A 24,093-nucleotide genomic window follows, 5' to 3' on the forward strand; every position below is an offset into this window, starting at 1 on the left:
TTGCAAAGAGATTTACGTCGGAGTGAAAGTGCCGACAGTTGGAACCGCAAGGGCCATGGCGGCCCAGAAGTTCCATTCGCACAAGCAAAGAAACTACCCCTTACGGCCGGATTTACCCCAACGCCTGCTTTTATGATTGCGTCGGGCGTCCACCAGGCTTGACACGAGCTGGATTTCCCATGGCCGTGCTTCCTGCAGGAACATCTCGCGTCACCACACTACCAGCGCCAATGACAGCGTGATCGCCAATCGTCACCCCCGGGAGAATGATTGCTCCACCGCCAATCCAGGCGTGCCTGCCAATGCTGACAGGTCGTCCCAACTGCAGTCCAGCCTGGCGCTGCTCTGGATCATGTGGATGGTCCGCGGTATAAATCTGCACAGCGGGGCCTATTGCGGTTCCGTCACCGATAGTCACCGCTGCCACGTCAAGAATGACGCAGTTGTAGTTGATGTAAACCCAAGCTCCGATCCGGATGTTAAACCCGTAATCACAGTGGAACGGCGGACGAATAACAGCTCCAAGCCCGACCGCGCCCAATCGTTCTAAAAGGAGCGCATTCCACCGCTCGGCGGTGTCGCCCAGCGTGTCATTGTACCGCTTCAGCCAAGCCCCGGTGAGGAGCAGCTCGGCTTGGATCTCGGGGTCCGCTGCGTTGTACATTTCGCCTGCCAGCATTTTTTCTTTTTGGCTGCGTGTCATCGTCTCTTCTCAGATCTTGTTCGTGGGATGACGGTACTTGAGTGCGCCTACTTCGCGATCAAGCTAGCTAGCACCTGGCACGATGGCGGGCGCAGGCGGAGGTGGAATTGATAGTAACACTCCTTGTTCGTGGCAGAAAAGGATGAGGCATCAACTTTAGTCGACCGGCGAGCCGAGTGAGAGCTCCGGCGACGAAAATAGTCAGGCACCAGCTCCCCGCGACGCGTGGTGAAAGCGGAGTAACGTGGCTGCGCGGAGGAACATCTTTCAGACGCGAGAGTATCTGGGGAATTGCAGCGAAACCTTGCTGACGGGAATCGGCGGCGCCTGCTTCAGGCATTTGAAGTGGCCCTACAAGGGGTCAATCGTGACGATCCCACTTCATTGCACCTGCTTGAACGCAAGGACAGCATTCATGCCGCCCATCGCGAAGGCGTTGCTCATGGCCACGCGCACCCTACGCTCCCGGAGCACATTTGGCGTAATGTCCAGGTCACAATCGGGATCCGGCTCGCGATAGTTGGCGGTCGGCGGCACGACATCTTCTTGGATCGCCATCACGCAAGCAATCATTTCTAGCGCACTTGCTGCCCCGAGGCAGTGCGCGTGAGTGGATTTGGTAGAAGAGATGGACATCGATCGAGCATGGTCACCAAAGACGCGCTTGATCGCCGTCGTTTCGATCTGATCGTTGGCCTTGGTGCCTGTGCCATGGGCGTTGAGGTAGTCTACATCCTCGGCATTTAAACCCGCATCAACAAGGCAGGCGCGCATCGCCGCCTCCGGCCCATGCACAGCTGGTGCAGCGATGTGGTAGGCATCGGCGGAAAGGCCGATGCCGGCGACCTCGGCAAGCATCGTTGCACCGCGGGCGGCGGCATGCTCATAGCTTTCCAGCACGGCCATGCCCGCACCCTCGCCCAAAACCAGTCCTTTCCTGTCGGCGGAGAATGGCCGGCAAGTATCTGGAGCGAGTACGCGCATTGCTTCCCATGCCTTAAGCACGATCCACACGAGTGGCGCGTCGCTTCCTCCAGCTAGCATAACGTCCGCCCTACCGAGCTTGATCTGATCTACCGCTGAAGCGATCGCATGGTTGGCCGAGGCGCAGGCAGAGGTGGCACCGAAGACTGGCCCCCGCAGCCCGAGGTTCATGCTTACCTGACAGGCAGCCGCGCTAGGCATTGCCTTTACCCCAGTGAATAGCTCAGTGCGGGTCGCGCCGCCCAATAGGAGGGTGCGGTAGGCCTTCTCGGTAGCGTCCCAGCCGCCAAAGCCAACGCCCACTGTCGCGCCGAAACGGTGGGCATTTCCTTCATTGCACGAAAGGCCGGCCTGTAGCATGGCTTCTTTAGCTGCAAGCACGGCAAGCAGGCTGAAGCGGTCCATGGAGATGAGCTGTTTGCGATCAATGTCGTGTTGAGGCAGCACCTTGATCTCGGTCCCGATCATCCCCTTCAGCTCATGAATCTCTGAGTTTGAGATCGGGCCGATGGCGGAGCGGCCTTCGCGCATCTCCGTCCAGATAGAGGAAGCATCGGTGCCTAGTCCGCACAGTCCGCCCAATCCGGTGATAACGACGCGCCTGTCCATTCAGACCTCCTTGGTGAGCAAGCCACGGACGGCTTCCACCACGTCGCCGATATTGTTGAGGTTCGACCAGGCATCGGCCGTATTCATCTCGATCTTAATGCCGTAGATTTGCTCCAGATCCCAAAGGACATCGGCCAAACCCAGCGAATCGATGCCAAGCGAAGTCAACTCAGTGTCAGTCGTTATTTCGCCGAGCGCTACGGTCGTTCTCTCGGCGTTTTCCGCTTTGACGAGCTTATTGATCGCACTGATAATTTCCAGTGTGAGTTGATCAGCCATTTGTATTCCTTTCCATCATGCCTAATTTCGACAAGCCGACGGCCTTGCGAGAAGGCTCGATCTAATTGCTGCTAACATCGGAAGATGTTCCGGCTCGTCTGCGAAGTGACGACAGAAAACGATAAACTTACCGGAACGTCACCGCGCGGTTGCCCTGCTATGGATCATGTGGAATGATTGGTAAAATTGATTGTGTGGATCAAAAGCATCCACGCTATGGATTGTGGCTCGGGCATTGCCGCAGCTGAATTCATGCGCCGGCGCAGTTGCAAACCCTCCAGGAAAAGCGTGATTACGCCGTTCGAAAGAATTGAGCTTTGGCCGCTTTCCCGGGCCGGCGCGTTGTCAGTGCGGCGCAGGAAGCATGTGCGGGAGGTCGGTGAAGTCGCCGCGACGTGATGCTGGTTTTCAGCAATGAGCCGAACATAATTGACAGGAATAGAGTTCTGATCACTTTTGCATTAAGCCAGGGAAAGCAAACAAATGGCACCTTTTCAGGTAGAAACGATGGCTCTCGGCACAATGGCTTCGATCGCTAGATGAGCTGAGGCAGCGGGGCCCGCCTGTAACGTGATGCCTCGTTTGCGGACCGAATGCATAGGTTCCAATGATCAGCGCCCGTCTAACTACTGCGGCTGTGAAATGACCCCGGGGGGTCGCTTAAGACGTACAACTTTCGGTCTCGGATTCCATGCGCGAAGCCTCTTGGATCATAATCTCGCGCATCCATACGTTTCCAGGATCAGAGTTGTGAAGAGCCGGCCATTGGACAGCCTCAGTGAACGAAAGAAGTGGCAAAGGATGCTCAATAATCCGCAGGGGGATAGTTTGTTCGTAATGTTTGACCAGCCGCAGGGGGATGGTTGCTATTCGATTAGTGCCTGACAGCAACGGCGGGATCAAGTTAAACCCCGGGACGACGAGTTCAATACGCCTCTTGAGGCCGTGCTGCAGCAATAACCATTGCTCAACGGAAGGCTTAAGACCACGTCCGAACTTAGCCGCAACATGTCCCATGGACATATATTGCTCCAGGGAGAGCTTCCCTTGCAACTGCTCGTTCGTGGAGCAGCCGACGCACACCAGTCTCTCTTCGAAAAGCCTTGCCTTCGGATGGGCGCCAGACATGAATAGATCGGGTAGGATCAGAAAATCAACATCCCCGCGGCGGAGAAGCTCCTCGGGATCGTCGTCAAGTGGCAGCAACTCGAAGCTGACCCCTGGCGCCTCCCGAGCTAAGCGCACTATGATTTTTTCGAAGAAGACCAAGGCCATGAAATCTGAAAGGATAATTCTGAATCGGCGGTCGGACTCCGCAGGGTTTATTGGATCCCATGCGATGACGGAAAGCTGAATATGCAAGAGGGCCTCGCGAACAGCGGGGGCAAGTGCCTCTGCACGCGGGGTCGGAATTAGCTCCCGTCTCTGCATGATAAAAAGGTCGTCGCGGAAATAGTCGCGCAACCTAGAGATAGCAGCGCTCATCGCGGGTTGACTGAGGTTGATGCTGCGTGCCGCTGCTGTGAGCTTGCGCTCGGTCATTAGAGCGTCGAGCGCTACAAGAAGATTAAGATCGAGGCCTTTAAAACGCATAAGTTTATATCCATTCCATAGATGATTGCCATCCAAACAATCAATTTTACCAATCTTTCGGATCACTTATAGAAAAGCCGGAACTTGATCAATATCAAGGCCGCGAACGAAAAAACGAAATGCCGGGCAGGGGCCCGATTTGAATTCTTAATTCTCTTAACCGCTCGATTGTCAAACCGGCAATCCAATAGTGATGCGCAACAATCACGCGCACCTCTGATCGTGGCTGGGTGAAGAAACAATGTGGAGCTTTTTGCATGTCTTCTGAAGTGCGATGGAAAATATGCTGGGAAAATGAGCTGGAAGCCTCAGACCACGCGGAACTCGCTGAGTTTTTTTGCAAGACCTATGGGCCGACGGGAGCTTTCAATGCCAAGCCGTTCGAGACTGGGCGAAGCTGGGGTGGTGCGAGGCCCGAACGCCGCGCAATCGCATACGACTCTCGCGGCGTAGCTAGCCACATGGGCGTGTTACGACGTTTCATAAAGGTCGGCACGACTGATTTGCTTGTGGCCGAGCTAGGTCTGTACGGAGTGCGGCCTGATCTAGAGGGATTAGGCATCGCCCACTCGGTCCGCGCTATGTTTCCGGTTCTGCGCGAGTTGAGCGTTCCATTTGCCTTTGGAACAGTTCGCCACGCCATGCGGAATCATATGGAAAGATACTGCCGAGACGGTACCGCCAATATGATGACCGGGCTACGTGTGCGCTCAACGCTTCCAGACGCGCATTCCGACCTGCCAGCCACGCGCACTGAAGATGTCCTCGTTTTGGTAGTTCCCCTCGACCGTCCAATGACGGAGTGGCCTGCGGGCTCGTTGATTGAACGAAACGGGTCGGAACTATGAAGCGGCCTGCCTATATGAGCGAAGTATTGGTCAATCACACAAGCGGCCAGGAAGATCGCTGCGTTTACTTGACGTTCGATGATGGTCCTAATCCATTCTGCACGCCGCAAATCCTGGATGTTCTAGCTGAGCACCGCGTCCCGGCGACATTTTTTGCCATCGGTTCATACGTGAAGGATCACCCAGAACTCATCCGACGTATTGTGGCGGAAGGTCACGATGTCGCCAATCATACCATGACGCATCCCGATCTTGCCACCTGCGGTCCCGAGGATGTTAAACGTGAAATAGACGAGGCGCATCAAGCCATTGTCTCGGCCTGTCCCCAAGCCTTGGTCCGGCACTTACGAGCGCCTTACGGGGTTTGGACTGAAGACGTTCTTTCAGCATCGTTGAGGGCTGGACTTGGAGCCGTGCACTGGTCGGCCGACCCTAGAGATTGGTCTTGCCCGGGCGTCGACGTGATCGTTGATGAGGTGCTTGATGCTGCTCGGCCTGGGGCAATCGTGCTTTTGCACGACGGGTGTCCTCCCGATGAGGTTGAGCAATGCTCGCTTGCCGGACTGCGGGACCAGACGCTGTTAGCACTCTCTCGAATTATTCCGGCACTGCATAGCCGCGGATTCGAAATTCGTTCACTTCCCTGAAACACTGAACAAACGAGAAACCATGACCCTGCTCGCAACAACCAGCATCGCCGCCGTTTCACTTTATGCAATGCTCTCCACCGTTTACAAGAGCGCGCAGGTCTTTCATGCTCGGCGGACAACGATCCCAACAACACCTGCGAAAGACGTCGAAACCACCCGTCTACCAAGCGTTGATGTCATTGTGCCGTGCTTCAATGAGGACCCAATCGTTCTCTCCGAATGCCTCGCGTCTCTCGCGGAACAGGATTACGCTGGAAAATTGCGTTTTTATGTAGTCGACGACGGTTCCAAAAATCGCGACGCGGTGGAGGCTCAGCGCGCTGCCTATGCAGACGATGAAAGATTCAACTTCACAATTCTCGCTAAAAATGTTGGAAAGCGCAAAGCGCAAATCGCCGCTATAACCCAGTCCTCTGGGGACCTCATCTTGAATGTGGACTCAGACACGACGATCGCCCCCGACGTCGTTTCGAAGCTCTCCCACAAGATGCGCGATCCAGCAGTCGGTGCGGTGATGGGCCAAATGAAAGCCAGTAACCAGGCGGACACCTGGCTAACTCGCTTGATTGACATGGAGTACTGGCTTGCCTGTAACGAGGAGCGCGCGGCACAAGCTCGCTTCGGTGCAGTTATGTGTTGCTGCGGCCCATGTGCGATGTACCGTCGGTCTGCTATGCTTTCGCTGCTCGATCAGTACGAGACGCAGCTTTATCGCGGCAAGCCGAGTGACTTCGGTGAAGATCGCCATTTGACGATTCTCATGCTGAGCGCAGGCTTTCGAACTGAGTATGTTCCGAGCGCCATCGCGGCGACAGTCGTTCCTGACACAATGGGTGTTTATTTGCGTCAACAACTACGGTGGGCACGCAGCACCTTTCGGGATACTTTGCTTGCGCTCCCCATACTGCCTGGCCTCGATCGGTATCTCACGCTGGACGTAATCGGGCAAAATGGCGGCCTTCTGCTTCTTGCGCTGTCGGTATTGACGGGTATTGGCCAGTTTGCGCTGACCGCCACAGTACCATGGTGGACGATCCTGGTGATCGGATCCATGACTCTTGTACGATGCAGCGTGGCTGCCTATCGCGCCCGCGAACTTAGGTTTCTGGGTTTTGCTCTCCACACGCTCGTGAACATCTTTCTCTTAATTCCCTTGAAGGCCTATGCCCTTTGTACCTTGTCCAATAGCGACTGGCTGTCGCGCGGATCAGTCGCTACTGCGCCCACTGTTGGTCAGCAGGGCGCCACCAAAATGCCAGGGCGGGCGACATCTGAAATTGCCTATAGTGGCGAGTGATGAACGGGTCACCGCAGCTCAAAATTTGGGACAAGAAATGAACGGGCAATTGGCGAATTTGAAGACGACAATCGCTGATCCGCACCAGGATCATATCATCATATCGGAGCGGCAGGGCCGTTCGAAATTTAAGGCTATAGACTCGCCTTCTGGCTCGTTGTCCCCAGTCGCAATCGACCTGGCCGGCGTTTCGAAATCATATGGTGGTAAAGTCGTCGTCAATGACTTGTCGTTTACTATCGCCGCAGGAGAGTGTTTTGGTCTTTTAGGACCGAACGGCGCAGGTAAAAGTACGATCACCCGTATGATCCTAGGAATGACGTCGCCAAGTGCAGGCAAGATCACTGTACTCGGAGCGCAGGAGCCGGGCCAGGTTCGCTTGGCACGCGCGAAAATCGGGATCGTGTCACAGTTCGATAATCTCGACTTGGAATTCACGGTTCGCGAAAACCTTTTAGTATACGGCCGCTACTTCCGCATGAGCACCCGAGAAATCGAAGCGGTCATCCCGTCGCTGCTTGAATTTGCGAGACTTGAGAGCAAGGCGAATACGCGTGTGGCAGACCTATCTGGAGGGATGAAGCGGCGCCTCACGTTGGCGCGTGCGCTCATTAATGACCCGCAGCTACTCATTTTGGACGAGCCGACCACTGGTCTCGACCCACACGCGCGCCACTTGATCTGGGAACGACTTCGATCGCTATTGGCACGAGGTAAGACAATTCTTCTGACCACCCATATCATGGAAGAGGCTGAGCGGTTGTGCGACCGGCTGTGCGTGCTTGAAGCTGGGCAAAAGATCGCCGAAGGCCGACCGCATGCCCTGATCGAGGAGCAGATTGGCTGTCCCGTGATCGAAATTTATGGTGGCGATCCGCAGGAGCTTAGTCTTTTGATCAGGCCAAACGCTAGGCGACTGGAAATCAGCGGAGAGACCCTGTTCTGCTACACGCCTGATCCAGAGCAGGTGCGCGCGCAACTGCGTGGATATTCGGGCCTGCGCTTGCTGGAGCGTCCACCAAATCTAGAGGATGTCTTCTTGCGGTTAACCGGACGCGAGATGGAGAAGTAGACGATGAGCGTAGCAACATTACCCGCTGGCGGTTTGAACTGGCTCGCAGTTTGGCGCAGAAACTATCTGGCTTGGAAAAAAGCGGCGCTGGCATCCATTCTCGGAAATCTAGCCGATCCCATAATATACCTATTCGGGCTCGGCGCTGGATTGGGAGTGATGGTAGGGCACGTTGACGGCGTATCGTACACCGCATTTTTGGCGGCTGGAATGATCGCGACAAGCGCGATGACTGCTGCAACTTTCGAGACTATCTATGCGGCCTTTGGCCGAATGCAGGGCCAGCGCACCTGGGAAGCAATGTTGTACACACAGCTCAGGCTAGGGGATATCGTCGTTGGGGAAATGGCTTGGGCGGCAACTAAGGCGTCGCTCGCAGGCACTGGCATTGGTATCGTCGCCGCCATGTTGGGATACACTCACTGGCTGTCTCTTCTCTATGCTCTTCCGGTCATTGCCCTTACTGGCTTTGCCTTTGCGAGCCTTGGTATGGTGGTCACGGCCCTCGCGCCCAGCTACGATTATTTCATATTTTATCAAACGCTTGTCATCACACCGATGTTGTTCTTATCAGGCGCAGTCTTTCCCATCGACCAATTGCCTGTAGCATTCCAGCAGCTTGCGGCGTTCTTGCCCTTGGCACATGCGGTAGATGTTATCCGCCCGACGATGCTGGGCCAATCAATCACCAATGTCTGCCTGCACATCGGCGTTCTCTGCATCTACATAGTCGTACCATTCTTCTTGTCGACCGCATTGCTTCGGCGGCGACTGATGCGGTGAAGAATGCTGCTTAGCAAGTAAAAGGGCACATCGCGTCTCCGCGGCCATCACCGCTAACCATATTGGGGCAGCGACGACCCCGGCTCCAGCGGCGTGATGCCGCCTCACCAATTTGCTACGGCTGCCACCGTCAGCACCTCACTACGATTGCGCGGCCTAATGCCAAGGTCAAACGACCATTGTTCCGGCCTCGGCCAGCATGGTCTGCGTGAGCCCAGCGATGCCGCCGATGACGACCGTGCTGCCGAGCCCCGTCAGCTGATCAATCAGGGTCGGCGATAGCCGTTGGTCTGTACGCGATCTTGCGGTTTCTAGGGACGACACAATCCTCGATGACATGGCCCACAGAAACCTAGGCCGGAACCGCCACGTTATCGGCTAGAGAAAGCAACAGACAGCCTGGCAATTCCCCTAAGCCAGCCTTAATCTGATCAGTGACGACATCCGCCACGTCACAAAACTGTTGGAGGGAACTCCGAAAAACTTTCGAGCAAGGTCAGGCCGGGGCTCCTTCGGGCCGACTCCTTGATTCAATTGGTGTCGTGGAGGCGGCATGGGATAACTGGTGTTAGTTGCGGAGTCCACGGGGAAAGGTCAGGCGGCGCGCCAAGTGGTTGCCGAAGTCAACCAACCCGATCCATAATGTCGGACTGAATGGTCATAGCAGTGTATATTGAAGCGTCCAATGGCAGATCTCCAAACGCGAGTTGACACAGAAGATAGTTGGCGCCTGCCTCTTCCAACTGATCAAGAAGAGACCGTCGCACAGAGGCTGCCGTTCCTACTACGCACAATTCACTCTCAATTGCGGCATCCAAGGTCAGCGGCAGGTTTGACGGAACTGGGATCGCATTGATATCGTATAGAAATTTGAAGCTCTGAACCCATCGTTCGTAAGCAGGTGCCGCGAGTGAATAGGCATGCGCGGCAGAACGTCCGACCACCACCATTCGGAGCAATCCGAGAAATGAGGCTTGGTCGTTCGTGCCATCGTAGTCCTCTCGATGGGAATGGAAGGCATCAGTAATTTTTCGAACAACAGACGCGGGTCCTAGGCACGCGATATTCGCGCCATTTGCAGCGGCCCAAGCTGCAGACTCGGGCCGGTTGGTGGCGATCCAAATGGGCGGATGTGGACGCTGATAAGGCTTCAGCGTCAATGGTACGTTGTTTAGCTCAAAGTGATCGCCTTGGTAGGATAGCGTACCGCCCTTCATTGCCTTGACAAGGATTTCACTGGCTTCGACGTAACGCTCCGGCACCGCGTCCGCATCAATTCCAAAGTAACCCAATTCGATTGGGAGTGATCCGCGGCCTATGCCCAACTCGAGCCTACCACCGCTCAACTGGTCAAGCATACAGATCTCTTCAAACGCGCGTAGCGGATGACACAGGCTTAGCAGCATGACCATGGGGCCGACGCGAAGATGACGAGTGCGCTGTGCCACGCTCGATAAGAACAAATTCGGCGATGGGCCTCTGCCATGCGGAGTACAATGGTGCTCTGCGAGATGATACGCATAAAAACCGAGCCGATCGCAGGTCTCTGCTAGCGTAAGGCGATTTGCATATTGTTGTGCGAGGTCGCGACCATCCTCGTCCAAATGATCAAAGATGCCGAAGCTTAGCTTTGCAGGAAAGGCGTTTCTCATTCCGTATCTCCAACGTTCATGCACATCCTTCAGGCACCGATCCAAATTTAAGACTTGGATTGCTGAGCGGACATGATCTCATGCTCAGGGCGAACTTACCTCTGAGCTTTGCGTCTGCGAGGGCAGATCATTGAGATCTCGAAATTGCCCGCAGCCATCTGTGATTTTGCTGTTGCCGAAAGTCCACCGTCAGGCGTCGGCCCGCTCTACATCACCAAGACCTAGAGAATGCCGACCCGGTGGCTTCGTCGACGCTTTGCAGGTCGTGCCGACGCGCGCCTTTTGTGAAGATGGTTCCTGATTTGACTTTGATGGCCGGTCCAAACCGGGCGGATAGTATCGAGCAGCGGCCTCCCGTTGCCCGCCATATCATGTTTATGCAACGCATAGAGCAGAGGCAGCGTTGCTTTAAGGCCGGCCTTCGAGATCCTCAGCTCCCATAATATCGCTGACCGCCGCAAGAAATGCATCCATCTGCGCTTTTGTACCGATGCTAACGCGGATGGAATATTCCAGTCCTCTATCGGGGAAGACAGCAATGAGTATCTTTTTCCGCTCCAGGGAGGCTTGCCACCAGACGCTATCTCTTCCTGCTGGCACACGGGCCAGCAGGAAGTTTGCATGCGAGGGAGTTACGGTGAAACCAAATTGCGAGAGCGCTGCGCTCACTCGCTGTCTCTCATACTTAATTTGCTTGTGGTTCTCGTCGTAGGCGGACCGATTCGAAAGGATGCTGACGCCAACAGCATGGCCAATCACGTTCATGTTGAAGACGTTCTGTATGTTTCGCAGTCTGCCGATGACCTCAGGATGACCGAATCCGAGCCCAACTCGAATGCCCGCAGCAGCATAGCTCTTCGAAAATGTTCTTAAGAGCAGGAGGTTCGCATGACGCTTAACCAGACGTAGAGCATCGTCAGGTGCAAAGTCGACATAGGCTTCATCCAAAACAATCAACCGATCCGATTGTGCCACAAGGAGTTCGATGTCAGCAATCGGAATAAATGTTCCGGTTGGGTTGTTCGGATTAGCCAACAGAATGAACTTGGCATCTTTTGCTGGTCCGAGGAGTAATTGCTTTGACAGCAATGAGTGAATTTCCCCCCACCCAATTTCCAGAAAATCAGCTCCTTGCAAAAAGGCCAGTTTGCGGTTGAATGAAAACCCCGGCGACACCATCGCGACAGTGTCACCCGGAGCAAGGAATGCCCTGTAGATAAGCCCGAGAAGTTCAGATGATCCGTTCCCGGCGATCACCTGATCTCTGGAGAGGTCATAGGTAAGGGCGGCTGCTTCCCTCAGACTGATGTTGTCATTTTCCGGATACAGATACTGCCGTTCGAGGGCAGCAATAGCGCTCTGCATGACAACTGCCGGCAACGCAAATGGATTTTCATTCGTGTTTAGCTTGATGCAACCAGCATCCGGCGCCTTACTGGAAGGCAGAGCGTTCAGCTGTCTGGGCACTTCCGCAAGAGCCGAAAGCACGCTCTGCAATTTTGCATCAGACATGTTTTTCTCCGTTTCATTCGCTGGGGCGATCACATTGTGCCGGTACAAATACTCCTGTTCGTCCATTCCATATCGGCTCGCGACTTTTTTATTGGATTTTCATACGGTTGGTAAAATCATTTCTATGCATGGCATCCATCCACGCTATCAATTGACTGGCAGGCTGTGCGGGAAGGGACAGGAGAGCAGGGACGTTGCCGACTGTCCGCGAGCACATGTTTCGAAAATGGCAGCGCGATAGGAAGTCGATCGAAATGGCCTTCTCGAAACTTACCCGGCCAGCGTTACGATACAATTGGCGTGGCTCATCTAATCGATGACATCGATTTCGACATAATCCTTGGCGACAACTAATTCCGCGTCATACGGGTTCTTTCTAAGGATACGACAACGGCTGTCAGGTGCGCCTCGCGCGGCAAGAACGCCGAGGGCTGAGGCGATAAATTTTGAATCGCCGGCTTCCATTGCCTCGTCTGAATCGAGCAGATTGGCAATGTCGAAATCCATGATCTTTTCAGTCGTCGTGTTACCAGTCTAGCCGATAAGCGATGACCCTGAACAGAATCTCAGTAGGTTATCGACACTTCAGAACGGCTTTCATTGAGATTGTTCAGGGGTTTTCGATATCGTTGCTATAGCTGACGATAAATCGGACCACGACGCTTCCCAGACATAAGCGATCACCGGCGTTTATGATCATAGGATCAACAACCGTTGCGCGGGAGGAATAACGATCACGCCTGAGGCCAAAGCCCCCTTGCACAATGTTTCGGCATTAAATCGAGACATTGGCAGCCAGACATGAAAACCATCATAAGCGGGCGTTCGTAAATCATTACCAACAACTGAGCGAGCCATCTTCGGACGGTGTCTCGCCTCACTTTCAATTGCCTCTCGAATACCGTTACGGTCCCGTCAGAAAGCCACTCGGCTAAAATGGCGCAGGATAGAGGCGATACAGTCAACGACGAAGCACGCTGGGCCCAAGGCACGCTGGGCAAAGAATGCGGGTTTGCGTTGCAAGGCCCGGCATCTCGCAAGATCGTGTGAACGCTGGGCAACGCGGCGCGTCGCTTGATCAACGACGCTATGACGGCGAGGAATATGTGGCTGCCGTCAAAGCTTGCGTCGACGCATTGAGCGGTAAGACTGCCCCGGAACAACTCCGGTAAGCGCTTCTACATGTGGCCGATGAGGCGGGTATCGCAGCTCTCTCTCGTCCGGCAGGGAGTTAGAGCGCGACGACCGGATCTGCCCTCGAGCCCCAGGATAGTCCGAATCTCAATGGCTACCCGCTTTCGACGTCACGTCGCGCGGAGCGATTGACCTGCCACTGAACTTTCAACCAGCGGCGGTTAGAGCCTCGGCGGCTTTTGAACCGCCCCAGGATTCTGGACCACCGGAGGCTGGAGTTTTCCGGCTTCTGAACCGCCCCAGCTGGCCGGACACGGACGCGCCACTCCTTGCCATCAGGTTGCTTCGAGCACCATGTTGAGCGAGCTCTGGGCCGCGCGCCTGATATGGGTGAAACCGCCGGACCGGATCACCTCGGTCAGCCGCCGTTCGCCTGCCTGCGCGCCTAGCGCCAGCCCAGTCTCCTGCGCAAGCGAGGTGGGAACGCAGATCATCGTCGACGCCGAGTAGTAGAGACGCCCGACCGGATTGATGTTCTCCTCCAACGTATCTCCCGCGATCGGCTCGACGACCATCCACGTGCCGCCGTCCTTCAGCGCCTTTCTGATATGAGACGCCGCGGCTTTCGGGTCGCCCATGTCGTGCAGGCAGTCGAAGCAGGTGATCAAGTCGAAATCCCGGCCGTCGAAATCTTCCGCTCGGCCCACCTCGAACTGCACGTTCGTCAACCCGTGCGCCTCAGCGTGCGCTTTCGCAGCCGCGATCGAGCCCATATGGAAGTCGTAGCCCACAAACCGAGAATTGGGAAAGGCCTGCGCCATCAGCACCGTCGATACCCCGTGCCCGCAACCGACGTCGGCCACCGTTGCACCCGATTTTAACTTGGCGATCACGCCATCGAGCGCCGGCAGCCACTCCTGGACCAGCGCATTGACGTAACCAGGGCGGAACAGCCGCGCGACAGCGCAGAACATGCAGCCAGCCTGGTCGCCCCAGGCAACGCCTTCACCGGTCTTGAAGGCAGACTGCACCTTCGGCTGATTTCCGACCATCGCGGCAGCGGTATCGAACGCGCCAATCAGGTTGAACGGGCTGTCGGGTTCAGCAAACACATAGGCCTGCTCCGGCGTGAGCGAGAACTGGCCATTCTCGTAATGCACATAGCCCGAAGCCGCCTGCGCTGCCAGCCACTCGCGCACATAGCGAGGCGCGCATCTAGCGGCCACGGCAACCTCCTCGGCCGTCGCGGGTCCGATCTCCTTCAGCGTCTTGTAGAGGCCGAGGTCATCGCCGATCCGCACCAGCGGCACGCTGAATGCACCGCCAAGGTCGCCAAGGATGCGGTCCACAAGCTTCTCAAGCGTTGTGTCGTTGAGTTGGGTCATGTCGGATTCCTCCTGATTTACGGGCGGCCTCTTGCCGATGGCCGCCTTCAATGGATCGGGAACTCGATGCCCCCTATTCGGGGTGTATGCCCGCTTGCGCTTGGCATCGACGCTCATCTATCGACCCGCGCACACGCTAACTGGATAGCCTCCTCGCGTCGACAGTAACGGGCAGGCGCCTGTTCTGCGATAGCTCGGGGAGGGCTATCCGCCATCCATTTTTCAGCAAAATGAAGCCGCCCCATAGGTTTTTGTGCTCAACCGAGATGATCGGTTCCTCAAGGTCTTTCTTGTGAATATAGACCGATAAGCCGACGTCAGTTCTGCTGATTGTCACTCTCATGCATGTCCCTTCTCGCTACGGCGGCTTTGAAGATCGAAAGTCGAGCGTTATCAAAGCCTATTATTTTGGTACGACATATGACCAGGCCGACACCTCCGTTATGGCTCTGTCTTGGACGGCATCCGTTCCGGGGCCTACGTCGGCTACTCAGGTTGCGCGCATCGCTCACTGGATGGGATATTGGTGGTACGTGAATTTTTAACCTCATATTCGCCTAGGAGACCACTGGCCACTCGTCCCATTCTTTGCGCTTTAGTCTGGTGACGATCAGGCAGGGACGCAGGTCTTCGGCATCGGACACACCGAAGCGCATTGTTGCGTGTCGAACTCACCCCTGCACTCGGTACATTTTTTTGAATCCACAACATATCCCTCACCTTTGAAACTGATCGCATCTGAGGGACATTCAAATTCGCAAGCGCCGCACTGGGTGCATTGGGATATAATGATCTTGAAGGCCATGTTTTAGCTCCTGATTCAATTAGAGGGGCCTAAAGCCGTCGGCATCGCCGGTTTGCCGCCAAACTCGGCGGCGTATAGCGCGCCAATCGCAGTCTCGATGTAATCATAGGAAAATGCGTCACTGGCTCGCACGCCAGTTTCTGCCAGCCGCTTCTTTGGGCAATCGCCGATTTTGGAAGAAAGCAGAATGTCGATGCCGTCGAGTGCAACGATAGTGTGATCGAGAGTGGCCTTCTCGCCTAAACCACCGAGGCAATACTGCTCGACCTTGCGGTGTCCCACCAAGTTGATCCCCTTTCGTGAGACTGCATACACTTGGAATTCTCTTGCCTGACCGAAATGTTCGTTGATCCGGCCGCCACCTTTAGTCGCTACGGCAACAGCAAGGGTTCCCGAAGAACTCAGTGACTTGACTGCTTTGTTCGCGTCCAATTTTGCTGCCAGTTGATCCCCTCGCTCGTGCTGGACCAGCTTGCGATAGGCCTCGCGCTTGCTGGTGTCGAATTCAACTTTGGTGGAGATCTGGTCGAGGGCAAACTCTCGCTCGCGATCATCGCCCAACAAACCGATGGCGTCGGCCCGGCATTGTTGGCAGTGACGCATAAGCTTGACGTTGCCATCGAGACAATCTTGAAGTGCCTTCAGTTCGAACGGCTCCGGGCAACGCTGACCCGTAAGACCGTAATAAGTACCATGCGAAGGCTTGGAAATCAGGGGCACCACATTGTGCATGAATGCGCCGCGGTCTCTGATCCATCGGTTAACTTCGACGAGGTGCGTGTCATTGACGCCTGGAATCATAACCGAATTGATTTTGGTGAGGATGCCGCGCTTGGTCAGCAATTCCAAACCCAGCATTTGGCGCTCGTGAAGGATCCTGGCAGCTTCTATGCCAGTGTATCGACGATGCCCGTGGAGTATCCACGGATAGATCTTCGCCCCGACTACCGGATCCACCATGTTGATGGTGATCGTCACGTGATCGATATTCATGTCAGCTAGCTCATCGACATGATCCGGAAGCGCCAATCCATTGGTGGAGATACATAGTTTGATGTCAGGTATTTCTCTCGCAACTCCTTCAAACGTCGCGACGGTCTTCCTCCAGTCGTAACAAGCGTCGCCCGGTCCGGCAACGCCGATTACGGAAAGCTCCGGCACTTTGCTGGCGACGGCAAGCACCTTGCGTAGTGCCTGGTCGGGAGTTAGCTTTACTGATGCGACCCCGGGACGGCTTTCGTTGGTGCAATCATATTTGCGATTGCAGTAGTTGCACTGGATGTTGCACGCAGGTGCGACCGCGACATGCATGCGAGCAAAATAGTGATGCGCTTGCTCTGAAAAGCAGGGATGATCTTTGATTCTCTCCCAGATCCGCGCATCTTTGTCATCCGTCACCGAAAGGCCATAGGACGAAGATGCGCGGCCACCGGGCATAGCGGGAGCCATCGGCGCCCGGTGGGAGGGGGTACTGCTGGTCGTCCCGACCTTTATTTCCGGTTCCCACATCGCACTGTTCCACTGTTGAGGAAAGGTTACAGCTCCAAAAGCAAGAGAGATTCCGGTCGATGAGATATTATTGTTTCAGCGCTTATGTCGCCTTTACCGCCCTTTTTCCCGCTTGCTGCCGGAGATGTTTTGTAGAAATCAAGACAGGATCGCGCCCGAAGTCGTTAGGCCGACTCAACCAAAGCTTACGACATTCTTCATATCGTTCTCCGCTTAGTCTTTCTTCACATCGATACGATGCCGGCGTAGCGCATAGCCGACCTGCCGCGGCGTCTTACCCAGGATACGAGCCGCTTTGGCCTGTACCCAGCCAGCCTTCACCATTGCATTGATCAGCCGATCACGCTCAGTGAGACCCGCTGCCTCGATTGTGGCTGCGGCACCGCTGGGAGTGCCTACGTTGGCCCCCAGTCCGCCTAACATTGTATCTCGCGGGTTGAGACTATGCACCGGGCCGTTGCCAGTGCCGTCGCGGGCGTCTTTCCAGAGGAGCGCCGAAGAACACTGGTCTTGCTGACAGGCAAAATCCGATGAAGTGATGGTATTTGAACTGGCGAGAGTGGCGGTCCTTTGAACGCAGTTGTCCAGCTCGCGAACATTGCCGGGGAAGGCGCATTTCGACAAAATGTCTATGGCCGACGGGGCGAAGTCGCAATTTCGATCATTTGCCTTGTTGAATTGCTCGAGGAACACTTGCGCTAGAAGCGAAATGTCTCCGTCGCGCTGCCGAAGTGGCGGCAAAATGATCGGCACCACATTGATCCGGTAATAGAGGTCGGCTCTGAACTCCCCTCGAAGGACGGCCACTTCAAGGTTTTTGTTGGTGGCGCATATAACTCGAACGTCTACTTTCAATGTCTTCGTTCCGCCGAGACGTTCGAATTCGCCTTCCTGTAACACGCGCAATAACTTCGCCTGGAATTGTGGTGATACATCGCCAATTTCATCAAGCAACAGCGTTCCGCCATTGGCCAGTTCGAAACGTCCAGCTCGTTGAAGGAGAGCGCCAGTGAAAGCGCCCTTCTCATGGCCAAACAATTCGGATTCCAGAACGGTTTCCGACAGCGCAGCGCAATTCAACTTAATAAACGCCTTGCTTTTCCGTATCGATAATGCGTGTATTGCTCTAGCAAAGCATTCCTTGCCAGTGCCGCTCTCTCCTCTCAAGAGCACCGCGGAGTTCGTCGCGGCCACGATATTGGTGGTAGCTAATACCCTCTTGATCGCGGGGCTCTCCCCAACGATCCAGTCGATTTTATCGAGTTGGGTGGGATGAGGCTTCGGTTTGATTTTCGGAATCTGTCCTGCTTGTTGTTCCTCGGCGACTGCGCCGCCATCGCTGCACAATTCGCGATCGCGCTGGCAGGTTAAGCCGATCAGGACGGCAATCATTGCCAGAAGGGTTTCGTCCTGATCTCCGCTTTTCTGCGCGAAATCAATCCACAATGCGCCGATTGCTTTCCGGTTTACTTTAACGGGGAGAACGACAGAATTTTTCCCAAAGTGCTTCTCACCGCTAGCGATGACACGATCTATTGCGTCCGCCTGTTCAATCGTCAGAGAACGTGAGCGAACGTCGTCCCCAATGGGAGCCCGTACGTTTATCCAAGGCTCTCCTCCCGAGCCGTGAATCACGATTCCGCCATCGCGCAATCGCAGATGCTCGACGAGGGCGTTCATGGCAGCCTTCAGCAAGTTGTCTAGAGGAAAAGAAGAGATAAGCTCTTTGGAGATGTCGTAGAGAATATGGAGCCGCGCCTCTGGTTTAATCATGCCTACAAACAGGGGAGGGTGCACTGCTTTTTACCCTGGTACGCGAAATATGCTAACGCATATTCCTAAGTTAAAAATACGTGTTATCGACGGCGCAAAAATTAGCCTTTCGAAAGGTTGAGTGGATGCACATTCAATCGCCGCCGCTAATGCAGCAGCTGCATCGATCGCTGCTATCCCGGCGGAGGTAGGGACTCCTCATCCGAATTTGAAGAGGACCCCGAACCCTCCCCGGGGATAATTCCACTTTATGTCGCCACTCGCTTCGCATAACACTCTGCATGTGCCGCATTCCAAGCAGCCATCCGAAACAATCGCCACTTGACCAATTTCGTTCACCTCGTAGCATTTGGCCGGACAGATTTGCGTCAAGGCGAGGAGGTTTGGGCTCGGCGACAGATGCGGTCGCACCGTAATGTGCGGACGTCCAGTATCGACGAGATATCGGTTTTGGTACAGCTTATCCTCAATGCGCTCAATGGTGGTCGCCTTCATCGAATTTTCCTTTTAACGCCAAGATACGGCGGAGCGGACCGCGTCGCTAATCAACCCCCAACGGGATCGTGCGTTGATAAAGGAGGCAGCTGTGGCCTTCTCCCTGTTGATTTTAGGTGCACCGTCGACGCGCACAAAATTTTGCGCCGCCTGAGATATAAGCGTTGGATACGTCATGAAAAAATTGTGACTGTCGGTGTGGAGGAGGCTCGGAAGATCTTTGTGTTTGATCAGGTCTTTCATGACGAACGACTTGTCCAGTATGCCCTTATAGAGAGAGAGATTGCGTTTCGTCATCAAACCGCCACGGCTCTTTATCTGGAAGATCGCTTCACCCGCCATGAGGCCGGATGTCATCGCAAGGTTTGATCCCTCCCTATGCACGGCATTGTTTAGTTGCGCCGCGTCGCCCACGACGATCCACCCGTTGCCAAAGAGCTGCGGGATTGCCTTGAAGCCCCCCTCAGGAATAAGATGCGCGGCGTATTCTTTGATCTCTGATCCGGCCAGTAATGGTCGGATCGAGGGATGTTGCTTGAAGGCGTCAAGAAGGCGGTACGGATTTTCCATGCTTTCCGCTAAACCGGAGACGAGGCAGCCGATCCCCACCGAGATCGACTCCTTGTTGGTATAAAGGAAGCCCAGTCCGGCCATTCCGCGTGAAATCGTGCCGCCGGCTTCGATCACACAGCCTTCGCCACCGGTGAGGCCGAAGCGCTCTGCGATGACCTCTTCCGGCATAAAATGCATTTCCTTGACAGCGAGTGCCACATTTTCTGGCTTCGGCATATCGCGCAAGCCGGCTCGTGTTCCAAGCAGTCCGTTCACGCCCTCAGCGAGGACGACTACGTCCGCGAGGATCACACCGCCCTCTCGGTCCGTGTAAACGCCTATTACACTACCGCTCCGGTCTCGAGCAAGTTTCGTCGCTGTCGTTTCACAAAGGACTGTGCCGCCCGCCTCGCGCACCTTGGATGAGAACCATTTGTCAAACTGGGCACGGATGATCGTATACCGGTTTGGCTTCAGTTCATTAAAGTCATCAGAGCGATAGTGCACGCCCGTGTGCGACGAGTCATCCATTAGCCAGAATCGTTGCTCGACCAGATGCCGTTCCAGGGGAGCGTCATCTCGGAAGTTTGGGATAATCGCCTCCAACATGTTCGCATATAATATAGCCCCCTGAACATTCTTAGAGCCCGAATGTTCTCCGCGCTCCAGTTGCAGCACTTTTAGACCGCGACGAGCCATCGAATACGCTGCGGCGTTGCCGGACATACCGGCACCAATGACGATCGCGTCGAACTTACTCTTGGTCATCTAGCCTTCCTCGATCCATACCCTTGATAGAGTTGTGCGGTGGCATTCGCCTGGCGAAAGCTTCTGTCAACGCCGGCAAGAACTCCAGCGCGCAAGCGACAACGCCGATGTGGGCGAAGTCAAAGATCGGAGCGTTCTGGTCGAGGTTGATAGCGACAATCAGATCGGCTCCTTCGACGCCAACGCGATGCTGGACCGCGCCAGATATTCCCGCCGCGATGTAGAGCTTAGGTCTAATGGTATGGCCGGACTGACCAATTTGTCGATCAGCAGGCATCCAGCCTTTTTGGACCAGTGGCCGCGAGCACCCGACTCCCCCGCCGATCGTCGTTGCAAGGTTTCTCAAGTGCTGCAGGTTTCCCGCAGCGCCGAGGCCGAGTCCGCCCCCAACCACGATGTCGGAGTTGGCCAGATTGGATTGCTCAGAACCGTCGTTGCAGAGGAATGCGAGGACTTTGGTGACGATCGCTTCCTCGACCATTGTGAGTTCGTGCTGGATAACGCGCCCAATTGGCTTATCCTCACGTTGCGGCGTCGCCATGACCCTGGACCGCACCGTTGCCATTTGCGGCCGGCTGTTCAGCGTGTAGATCGTGCACAATAAGGACCCGCCGAAAGTTGGCCGCGTCGCTGCGAGTGAACCATCTCCATCAACATCCAGCTCGGTGCAATCAGCCGTAAGCCCTGTTTGTAAGGTCGTCGCTACAGCACCGGCGAGGTCGCGGCCGAGCGTGGTCGCGCCGAGAAGGAGAATTTCTGGTTTGTGAGTAGTGACCAGATCCGTCAAAGCCTTCGTGAAGGGTTCGTTTCGATAGTTGGCGAGGAGCGGCGACTCTACCAGATAGGCGATATCGGCTCCGTAAGCGAAGGCCTCTTCGATCGCAGGCTTGGTCCCCACGCCTTCAGACGAACCGAGGATTACCCCGGCCAGTTGGACGCCCAGTTTGTCGGCTAGTCTGCGGCCTTCGCCGAGGAGTTCAATCGATACGGGATGAACCTTGCCGCGCTCAAGTTCCATGAAGACCCAGACGTGCCGGTGATCTTCGAAACACTTAAGCAGCTTTTTCCCTGAGCTGGCGCGGCCGACCGCGTTTGCCGGCGTTTCATTTTTTCTAGCGACCAAAATCTACTCCTCGCTGCTCACCGATTGCCATGGGACGTGAGCTTGCGTTCCAAAACAGGCTCGCGGGCAAAAATTGCAGCGACCGTGTCCGCCGCGACCTCGGCCAACGTTTTGTCGTTAATGTCCATTTGCATAGCTTTTTCGGCGCGGGGACCGGGGGCGAATACTCGCTTCACGACCGTCGGCGATCCCCTTAGGCCGCATTTGGTCAACTCCCCAATGCCGGCGTCAGCGGCCCCCCATTTAAGAACCGGGCTTCGCGCGGCACGGAAGGCGTCATCGAGAGAGCCCCGGCGGATTGCATTGACACCTTCCAGCACGGTGATGAGACACGGCAACGTGCTCTTCAGCATCTGCGTGCCGCTCTCCGCGTGTCGTTCAACCATGAGCTCGCGCGAAGTGGGATCAATGGAGACAATCTTCGTTACGTAAGTCAGTTGCTGGAGGTTCAGCCTCTTTGCAATTCCGGGCCCGACCTGGGCCGTGTCGCCGTCAATTGTCTGCTTTCCGGTAAAGACGATATCTGGCGCCCCATAGCTCTCGCCAATCTTCGCTACTGCTTGAGAAAGAGCATACGAGGTCGCCAGCGTGTCAGATCCAGCAAAGTGGCGGTCGGTGAGAAGCACTGCGCGATCTGCGCCGTGGGTGAGGGCTTTGCGTAGCGCTTGCTCAGCCATGGGCGGCCCCATCGTGAGAACAGTCACCTCGCCCCCATAGCGGTTACGAACTTGTAGTGCCTCTTCGAGAGCAAACAGGTCGTAAGGGTTAATGATGGTCGGTACGCCTTGGCGCATGATCGTATTCGTCACCGGGTGGACGCGTATCTGCGCAGAGTCCGGCACCTGTTTGATACAGACTACAATGTGCATAGTCGTTTAAGCTCCCAGTCGAATATGGGTTTTAGGGACCCGGCTTACTCTGAGCACTACTCGTGCCAATAAAGTTGCGCCGCAAGAAGATGCTGTCCGGGTTCAGGTTGATGCCCTCCTCAATCGCCGAGAGCGCCGCCTTCCAATTCTTAATCTCAATCGCCGCCGAGACTCGATCATGAAACAATCTGCGCAGCATAAGTCTCGCCTTCAGCAATCCGCTCCTCTTCGGCATTCTTTGCTTCCGCGCTGGCGCGCCAGTTGCCGTCAATCACTTTTGGTAAAACGTCCTGGAGCATAACCAGATCACCGATAAAGGCGATGCTACCGTCTCGGTCGACAACGAACGTCTTTGGAACGTGGAACGACAAGCTGGCTTTGAGCCAATCCTCATCCATTTCGCCTGAGTGGTCGAATCCCATCCGGATGTTCGTATTCGGGAGCGATTTGGTTATGGACGCGTCCACCTGGGCTCGGGCGTCGTCAGCCGTTGCAGCTTCCTCACTTGCTGCGATCCCAATGAACTCAACTCTCGTGTCGATGAATTTCTTGTGCAACTTCGCCAGGTCGGATAGCTCCGGCGCGCAATAACCGCAGGTAGTCGAAAAGAACTCAACGACGTATATTTTGCCGAGCTGGAAGTTGGAAAGCGGATCGCCGCGCAGCCAGTTCTGCACTTTGATAGGCGGGGCTGGAGAGCCGAGATTTAAACTAGACGCCATGTTTTATGCTCCACAGTATTCTATGGGCCGCTTCGTGCTCGAGGAATGAGCCCTTCCGGCCAAGTATCAGCTCGAGTTGCTCCGATTTCGAAGAGCGGCGCTCGTTCCATCGGTTGGACAACAAACGCTGGTGATCTCGTCTTCTGAAATGGCTTCTGCGGATGCGTGACATTGCGAATTCTTTCTTCTGAGAGCGTGACGATAGTCACCGTCGTGACGGGAAGATGCCGAGGTCTAATGCAGATGCAGCACGAGGCCATTCCAGAGCTCCTCGCCATGTAAGTCGATTGCTGGAGGTTCGGCCTCTTTGCGATTCCGGGTCCGACCGGGGCCGTGTCGCCGTCAGTTGTCTGCTTCCCGACGAAGACGATACCAGGCGTCCGAAGCCCGGCACTTGTTTGATACAGACCACGATGTGCATAGGCGTTAAGCTCCCAATTGGATTTGGGCTTTAGGGACCCGGCTTACTCTGAGCACTACTCGTGCCAATCAGGTTGCGCCGGTAAGCCTTCGAGATTTCACATGTTTCGTTGTCGCTATGCGGAGGGGTTTTGTAGGGTTGCCGACATGTCGTGTCGCAATCCGCCCGATCACCACCGCGAACGGAGGGGCGGTTCGATAGGCTTCAGGTCGGATAAGTCCGTGATAGCTGCGCCACGAGCCGGAAGATTTCAACGCCGAATAATACGCCTGGAGATGGCACGGGGACTGACGTTCTGGTGCGGTGGGCGTGTATCGAGCTTCGGTTTACCATTGAATCTGACTAGCGACACCGTATGCGCGATCAGAAGCACAGCGATCGAGAAAATAACGCTGCGGGCGCCTAGTGAGGTTGGACAAGCGGTTTAGCTGATGTTGCGGCGTGAGCAGGATCATTGCCAGAAGCGTGGAGAAACCCTTGCTGGAAATATCAATCGAGAGCCGTCCATAAACGCTGCTGCAGCGCATCGAGCTCTTGGCTTTTCTCCGTCTCAAT

The 24,093-nt window shown here is 55.4% G+C and carries 22 protein-coding genes and 2 pseudogenes; 6 read left to right on the forward strand and 18 right to left on the reverse strand.

Annotated features, from left to right (window positions below):
- Positions 1 to 130 precede the first annotated feature (130 nt).
- The 4 genes from nodL to J3P73_RS35715 form a co-directional block, all read right to left on the reverse strand.
- Positions 131 to 703 carry a nodulation O-acetyltransferase NodL gene (gene nodL / locus J3P73_RS35700; protein ID WP_018068345.1) on the reverse strand — a complete coding sequence of 191 codons (573 nt, stop codon included), beginning with the start codon at positions 701 to 703 and terminating at the stop codon, positions 131 to 133.
- A gap of 381 nt (positions 704 to 1,084) precedes the next feature.
- Complete coding sequence (locus tag J3P73_RS35705; RefSeq protein WP_018068346.1) at positions 1,085 to 2,296, reverse strand: beta-ketoacyl-[acyl-carrier-protein] synthase family protein; 1,212 nt, start codon at positions 2,294 to 2,296, stop codon at positions 1,085 to 1,087.
- On the reverse strand, positions 2,297 to 2,575 hold the full coding sequence (locus J3P73_RS35710) for an acyl carrier protein (protein WP_018068347.1): 279 nt from the start codon (positions 2,573 to 2,575) through the stop codon (positions 2,297 to 2,299).
- 660 nt (positions 2,576 to 3,235) lie between these two features.
- Positions 3,236 to 4,168 (reverse strand): LysR family transcriptional regulator, encoded by a 933-nt coding sequence (locus J3P73_RS35715; RefSeq protein ID WP_207580398.1) that lies wholly within the window; start codon positions 4,166 to 4,168, stop codon positions 3,236 to 3,238.
- A gap of 257 nt (positions 4,169 to 4,425) precedes the next feature.
- On the opposite strand from J3P73_RS35715, the gene J3P73_RS35720 reads away from it, so the two are divergent.
- Genes J3P73_RS35720 through J3P73_RS35740 form a run of 5 tightly spaced genes read left to right on the forward strand, consistent with a single transcriptional unit; the run spans position 4,426 to position 8,818 of the window.
- A complete protein-coding gene (locus tag J3P73_RS35720) occupies positions 4,426 to 5,016 on the forward strand; it encodes a NodA family N-acyltransferase (protein WP_018068349.1) in 591 nt (196 codons plus the stop codon).
- Positions 5,013 to 5,663 (forward strand): chitooligosaccharide deacetylase NodB, encoded by a 651-nt coding sequence (nodB, locus tag J3P73_RS35725; RefSeq protein WP_131599290.1) that lies wholly within the window; start codon positions 5,013 to 5,015, stop codon positions 5,661 to 5,663. The genes J3P73_RS35720 and nodB overlap by 4 nt, the downstream gene beginning before the upstream one ends.
- 22 nt (positions 5,664 to 5,685) lie before the next feature.
- Positions 5,686 to 6,963, forward strand: a complete 1,278-nt coding sequence (gene nodC, locus J3P73_RS35730) for a chitooligosaccharide synthase NodC (RefSeq protein ID WP_207580399.1) — start codon at positions 5,686 to 5,688, stop codon at positions 6,961 to 6,963.
- A 37-nt stretch (positions 6,964 to 7,000) separates the two neighbouring features.
- Entirely contained in the window at positions 7,001 to 8,035 is a 1,035-nt protein-coding gene (gene nodI, locus J3P73_RS35735) for a nodulation factor ABC transporter ATP-binding protein NodI (RefSeq protein ID WP_131602520.1), read from the forward strand.
- Between the two features lie 3 nt (positions 8,036 to 8,038).
- On the forward strand, positions 8,039 to 8,818 hold the full coding sequence (locus J3P73_RS35740) for an ABC transporter permease (protein ID WP_138396797.1): 780 nt from the start codon (positions 8,039 to 8,041) through the stop codon (positions 8,816 to 8,818).
- Positions 8,819 to 9,441: 623 nt separating this feature from the next.
- On the opposite strand, the gene J3P73_RS35745 is transcribed toward J3P73_RS35740, so the two are convergent.
- The 3 genes from J3P73_RS35745 to J3P73_RS37935 form a co-directional block, all read right to left on the reverse strand.
- Complete coding sequence (locus tag J3P73_RS35745) at positions 9,442 to 10,470, reverse strand: LLM class flavin-dependent oxidoreductase (RefSeq protein ID WP_168325742.1); 1,029 nt, start codon at positions 10,468 to 10,470, stop codon at positions 9,442 to 9,444.
- A 408-nt stretch (positions 10,471 to 10,878) separates the two neighbouring features.
- A complete protein-coding gene (locus J3P73_RS35750; RefSeq protein WP_138396826.1) occupies positions 10,879 to 11,982 on the reverse strand; it encodes a pyridoxal phosphate-dependent aminotransferase in 1,104 nt (367 codons plus the stop codon).
- Between the two features lie 309 nt (positions 11,983 to 12,291).
- Positions 12,292 to 12,489 carry a helix-turn-helix domain-containing protein gene (locus J3P73_RS37935; protein ID WP_077988149.1) on the reverse strand — a complete coding sequence of 66 codons (198 nt, stop codon included), beginning with the start codon at positions 12,487 to 12,489 and terminating at the stop codon, positions 12,292 to 12,294.
- A 486-nt stretch (positions 12,490 to 12,975) separates the two neighbouring features.
- Here J3P73_RS37935 and J3P73_RS37940 point away from each other — a divergent pair.
- Positions 12,976 to 13,308 (forward strand): annotated as a pseudogene (locus J3P73_RS37940) (DUF982 domain-containing protein).
- 143 nt (positions 13,309 to 13,451) lie between these two features.
- Here J3P73_RS37940 and J3P73_RS35765 read toward each other — a convergent pair.
- From J3P73_RS35765 to J3P73_RS37945, 11 genes and pseudogenes are all read right to left on the reverse strand, one after another.
- Positions 13,452 to 14,501, reverse strand: coding sequence for a class I SAM-dependent methyltransferase (locus tag J3P73_RS35765; protein ID WP_131599322.1), 1,050 nt, complete (start codon positions 14,499 to 14,501; stop codon positions 13,452 to 13,454).
- Positions 14,502 to 14,637: 136 nt separating this feature from the next.
- Positions 14,638 to 14,844 (reverse strand): putative nitrogen fixation protein NifT, encoded by a 207-nt coding sequence (nifT, locus tag J3P73_RS35770; RefSeq protein WP_028734772.1) that lies wholly within the window; start codon positions 14,842 to 14,844, stop codon positions 14,638 to 14,640.
- Positions 14,845 to 15,111: 267 nt separating this feature from the next.
- Positions 15,112 to 15,306: a 4Fe-4S dicluster domain-containing protein gene (locus J3P73_RS35775; RefSeq protein WP_018484288.1), complete on the reverse strand. Its 195-nt coding sequence runs from the start codon at positions 15,304 to 15,306 to the stop codon at positions 15,112 to 15,114.
- Positions 15,307 to 15,321: 15 nt separating this feature from the next.
- On the reverse strand, positions 15,322 to 16,815 hold the full coding sequence (gene nifB / locus J3P73_RS35780; RefSeq protein WP_028734771.1) for a nitrogenase cofactor biosynthesis protein NifB: 1,494 nt from the start codon (positions 16,813 to 16,815) through the stop codon (positions 15,322 to 15,324).
- Between the two features lie 213 nt (positions 16,816 to 17,028).
- The gene (gene nifA / locus J3P73_RS35785) at positions 17,029 to 18,588 is read right to left on the reverse strand and encodes a nif-specific transcriptional activator NifA (RefSeq protein ID WP_168325745.1); all 1,560 of its coding nucleotides are present in this window, start codon (positions 18,586 to 18,588) and stop codon (positions 17,029 to 17,031) included.
- Between the two features lie 198 nt (positions 18,589 to 18,786).
- Positions 18,787 to 19,083, reverse strand: coding sequence for a ferredoxin family protein (locus J3P73_RS35790; protein WP_028734769.1), 297 nt, complete (start codon positions 19,081 to 19,083; stop codon positions 18,787 to 18,789).
- A 12-nt stretch (positions 19,084 to 19,095) separates the two neighbouring features.
- Positions 19,096 to 20,403: an FAD-dependent oxidoreductase gene (locus J3P73_RS35795; protein ID WP_207580400.1), complete on the reverse strand. Its 1,308-nt coding sequence runs from the start codon at positions 20,401 to 20,403 to the stop codon at positions 19,096 to 19,098.
- Positions 20,390 to 21,526 (reverse strand): electron transfer flavoprotein subunit alpha/FixB family protein, encoded by a 1,137-nt coding sequence (locus tag J3P73_RS35800; RefSeq protein WP_207580401.1) that lies wholly within the window; start codon positions 21,524 to 21,526, stop codon positions 20,390 to 20,392. Before J3P73_RS35800 ends, J3P73_RS35795 begins: the two co-directional genes overlap by 14 nt.
- A 17-nt stretch (positions 21,527 to 21,543) precedes the next feature.
- On the reverse strand, positions 21,544 to 22,395 hold the full coding sequence (locus J3P73_RS35805) for an electron transfer flavoprotein subunit beta/FixA family protein (protein ID WP_018484294.1): 852 nt from the start codon (positions 22,393 to 22,395) through the stop codon (positions 21,544 to 21,546).
- 176 nt (positions 22,396 to 22,571) lie between these two features.
- Entirely contained in the window at positions 22,572 to 23,117 is a 546-nt protein-coding gene (locus tag J3P73_RS35810) for a TlpA disulfide reductase family protein (RefSeq protein ID WP_131602524.1), read from the reverse strand.
- A 269-nt stretch (positions 23,118 to 23,386) separates the two neighbouring features.
- Positions 23,387 to 23,497: pseudogene (locus tag J3P73_RS37945) on the reverse strand (nitrogen fixation protein FixA); the annotation flags it as partial.
- Between the last annotated feature and the right edge of the window lie 596 nt (positions 23,498 to 24,093).

This window comes from Rhizobium ruizarguesonis (assembly GCF_017357285.1).
Classification (GTDB): domain Bacteria; phylum Pseudomonadota; class Alphaproteobacteria; order Rhizobiales; family Rhizobiaceae; genus Rhizobium; species Rhizobium ruizarguesonis.

What these genes read in the sequence shown, in the direction of transcription:
- nodL (WP_018068345.1), bottom strand. Translation starts at nt 703, where the DNA reads ATGACACGCAGCCAAAAAGAAAAAATGCTGGCAGGCGAAATGTACAAC.
- J3P73_RS35705 (WP_018068346.1), bottom strand. Translation starts at nt 2,296, where the DNA reads ATGGACAGGCGCGTCGTTATCACCGGATTGGGCGGACTGTGCGGACTA.
- J3P73_RS35710 (WP_018068347.1), bottom strand. Translation starts at nt 2,575, where the DNA reads ATGGCTGATCAACTCACACTGGAAATTATCAGTGCGATCAATAAGCTC.
- J3P73_RS35715 (WP_207580398.1), bottom strand. Translation starts at nt 4,168, where the DNA reads ATGCGTTTTAAAGGCCTCGATCTTAATCTTCTTGTAGCGCTCGACGCT.
- J3P73_RS35720 (WP_018068349.1), top strand. Translation starts at nt 4,426, where the DNA reads ATGTCTTCTGAAGTGCGATGGAAAATATGCTGGGAAAATGAGCTGGAA.
- nodB (WP_131599290.1), top strand. Translation starts at nt 5,013, where the DNA reads ATGAAGCGGCCTGCCTATATGAGCGAAGTATTGGTCAATCACACAAGC.
- nodC (WP_207580399.1), top strand. Translation starts at nt 5,686, where the DNA reads ATGACCCTGCTCGCAACAACCAGCATCGCCGCCGTTTCACTTTATGCA.
- nodI (WP_131602520.1), top strand. Translation starts at nt 7,001, where the DNA reads ATGAACGGGCAATTGGCGAATTTGAAGACGACAATCGCTGATCCGCAC.
- J3P73_RS35740 (WP_138396797.1), top strand. Translation starts at nt 8,039, where the DNA reads ATGAGCGTAGCAACATTACCCGCTGGCGGTTTGAACTGGCTCGCAGTT.
- J3P73_RS35745 (WP_168325742.1), bottom strand. Translation starts at nt 10,470, where the DNA reads ATGAGAAACGCCTTTCCTGCAAAGCTAAGCTTCGGCATCTTTGATCAT.
- J3P73_RS35750 (WP_138396826.1), bottom strand. Translation starts at nt 11,982, where the DNA reads ATGTCTGATGCAAAATTGCAGAGCGTGCTTTCGGCTCTTGCGGAAGTG.
- J3P73_RS37935 (WP_077988149.1), bottom strand. Translation starts at nt 12,489, where the DNA reads ATGGATTTCGACATTGCCAATCTGCTCGATTCAGACGAGGCAATGGAA.
- J3P73_RS35765 (WP_131599322.1), bottom strand. Translation starts at nt 14,501, where the DNA reads ATGACCCAACTCAACGACACAACGCTTGAGAAGCTTGTGGACCGCATC.
- nifT (WP_028734772.1), bottom strand. Translation starts at nt 14,844, where the DNA reads ATGAGAGTGACAATCAGCAGAACTGACGTCGGCTTATCGGTCTATATT.
- J3P73_RS35775 (WP_018484288.1), bottom strand. Translation starts at nt 15,306, where the DNA reads ATGGCCTTCAAGATCATTATATCCCAATGCACCCAGTGCGGCGCTTGC.
- nifB (WP_028734771.1), bottom strand. Translation starts at nt 16,815, where the DNA reads ATGTGGGAACCGGAAATAAAGGTCGGGACGACCAGCAGTACCCCCTCC.
- nifA (WP_168325745.1), bottom strand. Translation starts at nt 18,588, where the DNA reads ATGATTAAACCAGAGGCGCGGCTCCATATTCTCTACGACATCTCCAAA.
- J3P73_RS35790 (WP_028734769.1), bottom strand. Translation starts at nt 19,083, where the DNA reads ATGAAGGCGACCACCATTGAGCGCATTGAGGATAAGCTGTACCAAAAC.
- J3P73_RS35795 (WP_207580400.1), bottom strand. Translation starts at nt 20,403, where the DNA reads ATGACCAAGAGTAAGTTCGACGCGATCGTCATTGGTGCCGGTATGTCC.
- J3P73_RS35805 (WP_018484294.1), bottom strand. Translation starts at nt 22,395, where the DNA reads ATGCACATTGTAGTCTGTATCAAACAGGTGCCGGACTCTGCGCAGATA.
- J3P73_RS35810 (WP_131602524.1), bottom strand. Translation starts at nt 23,117, where the DNA reads ATGGCGTCTAGTTTAAATCTCGGCTCTCCAGCCCCGCCTATCAAAGTG.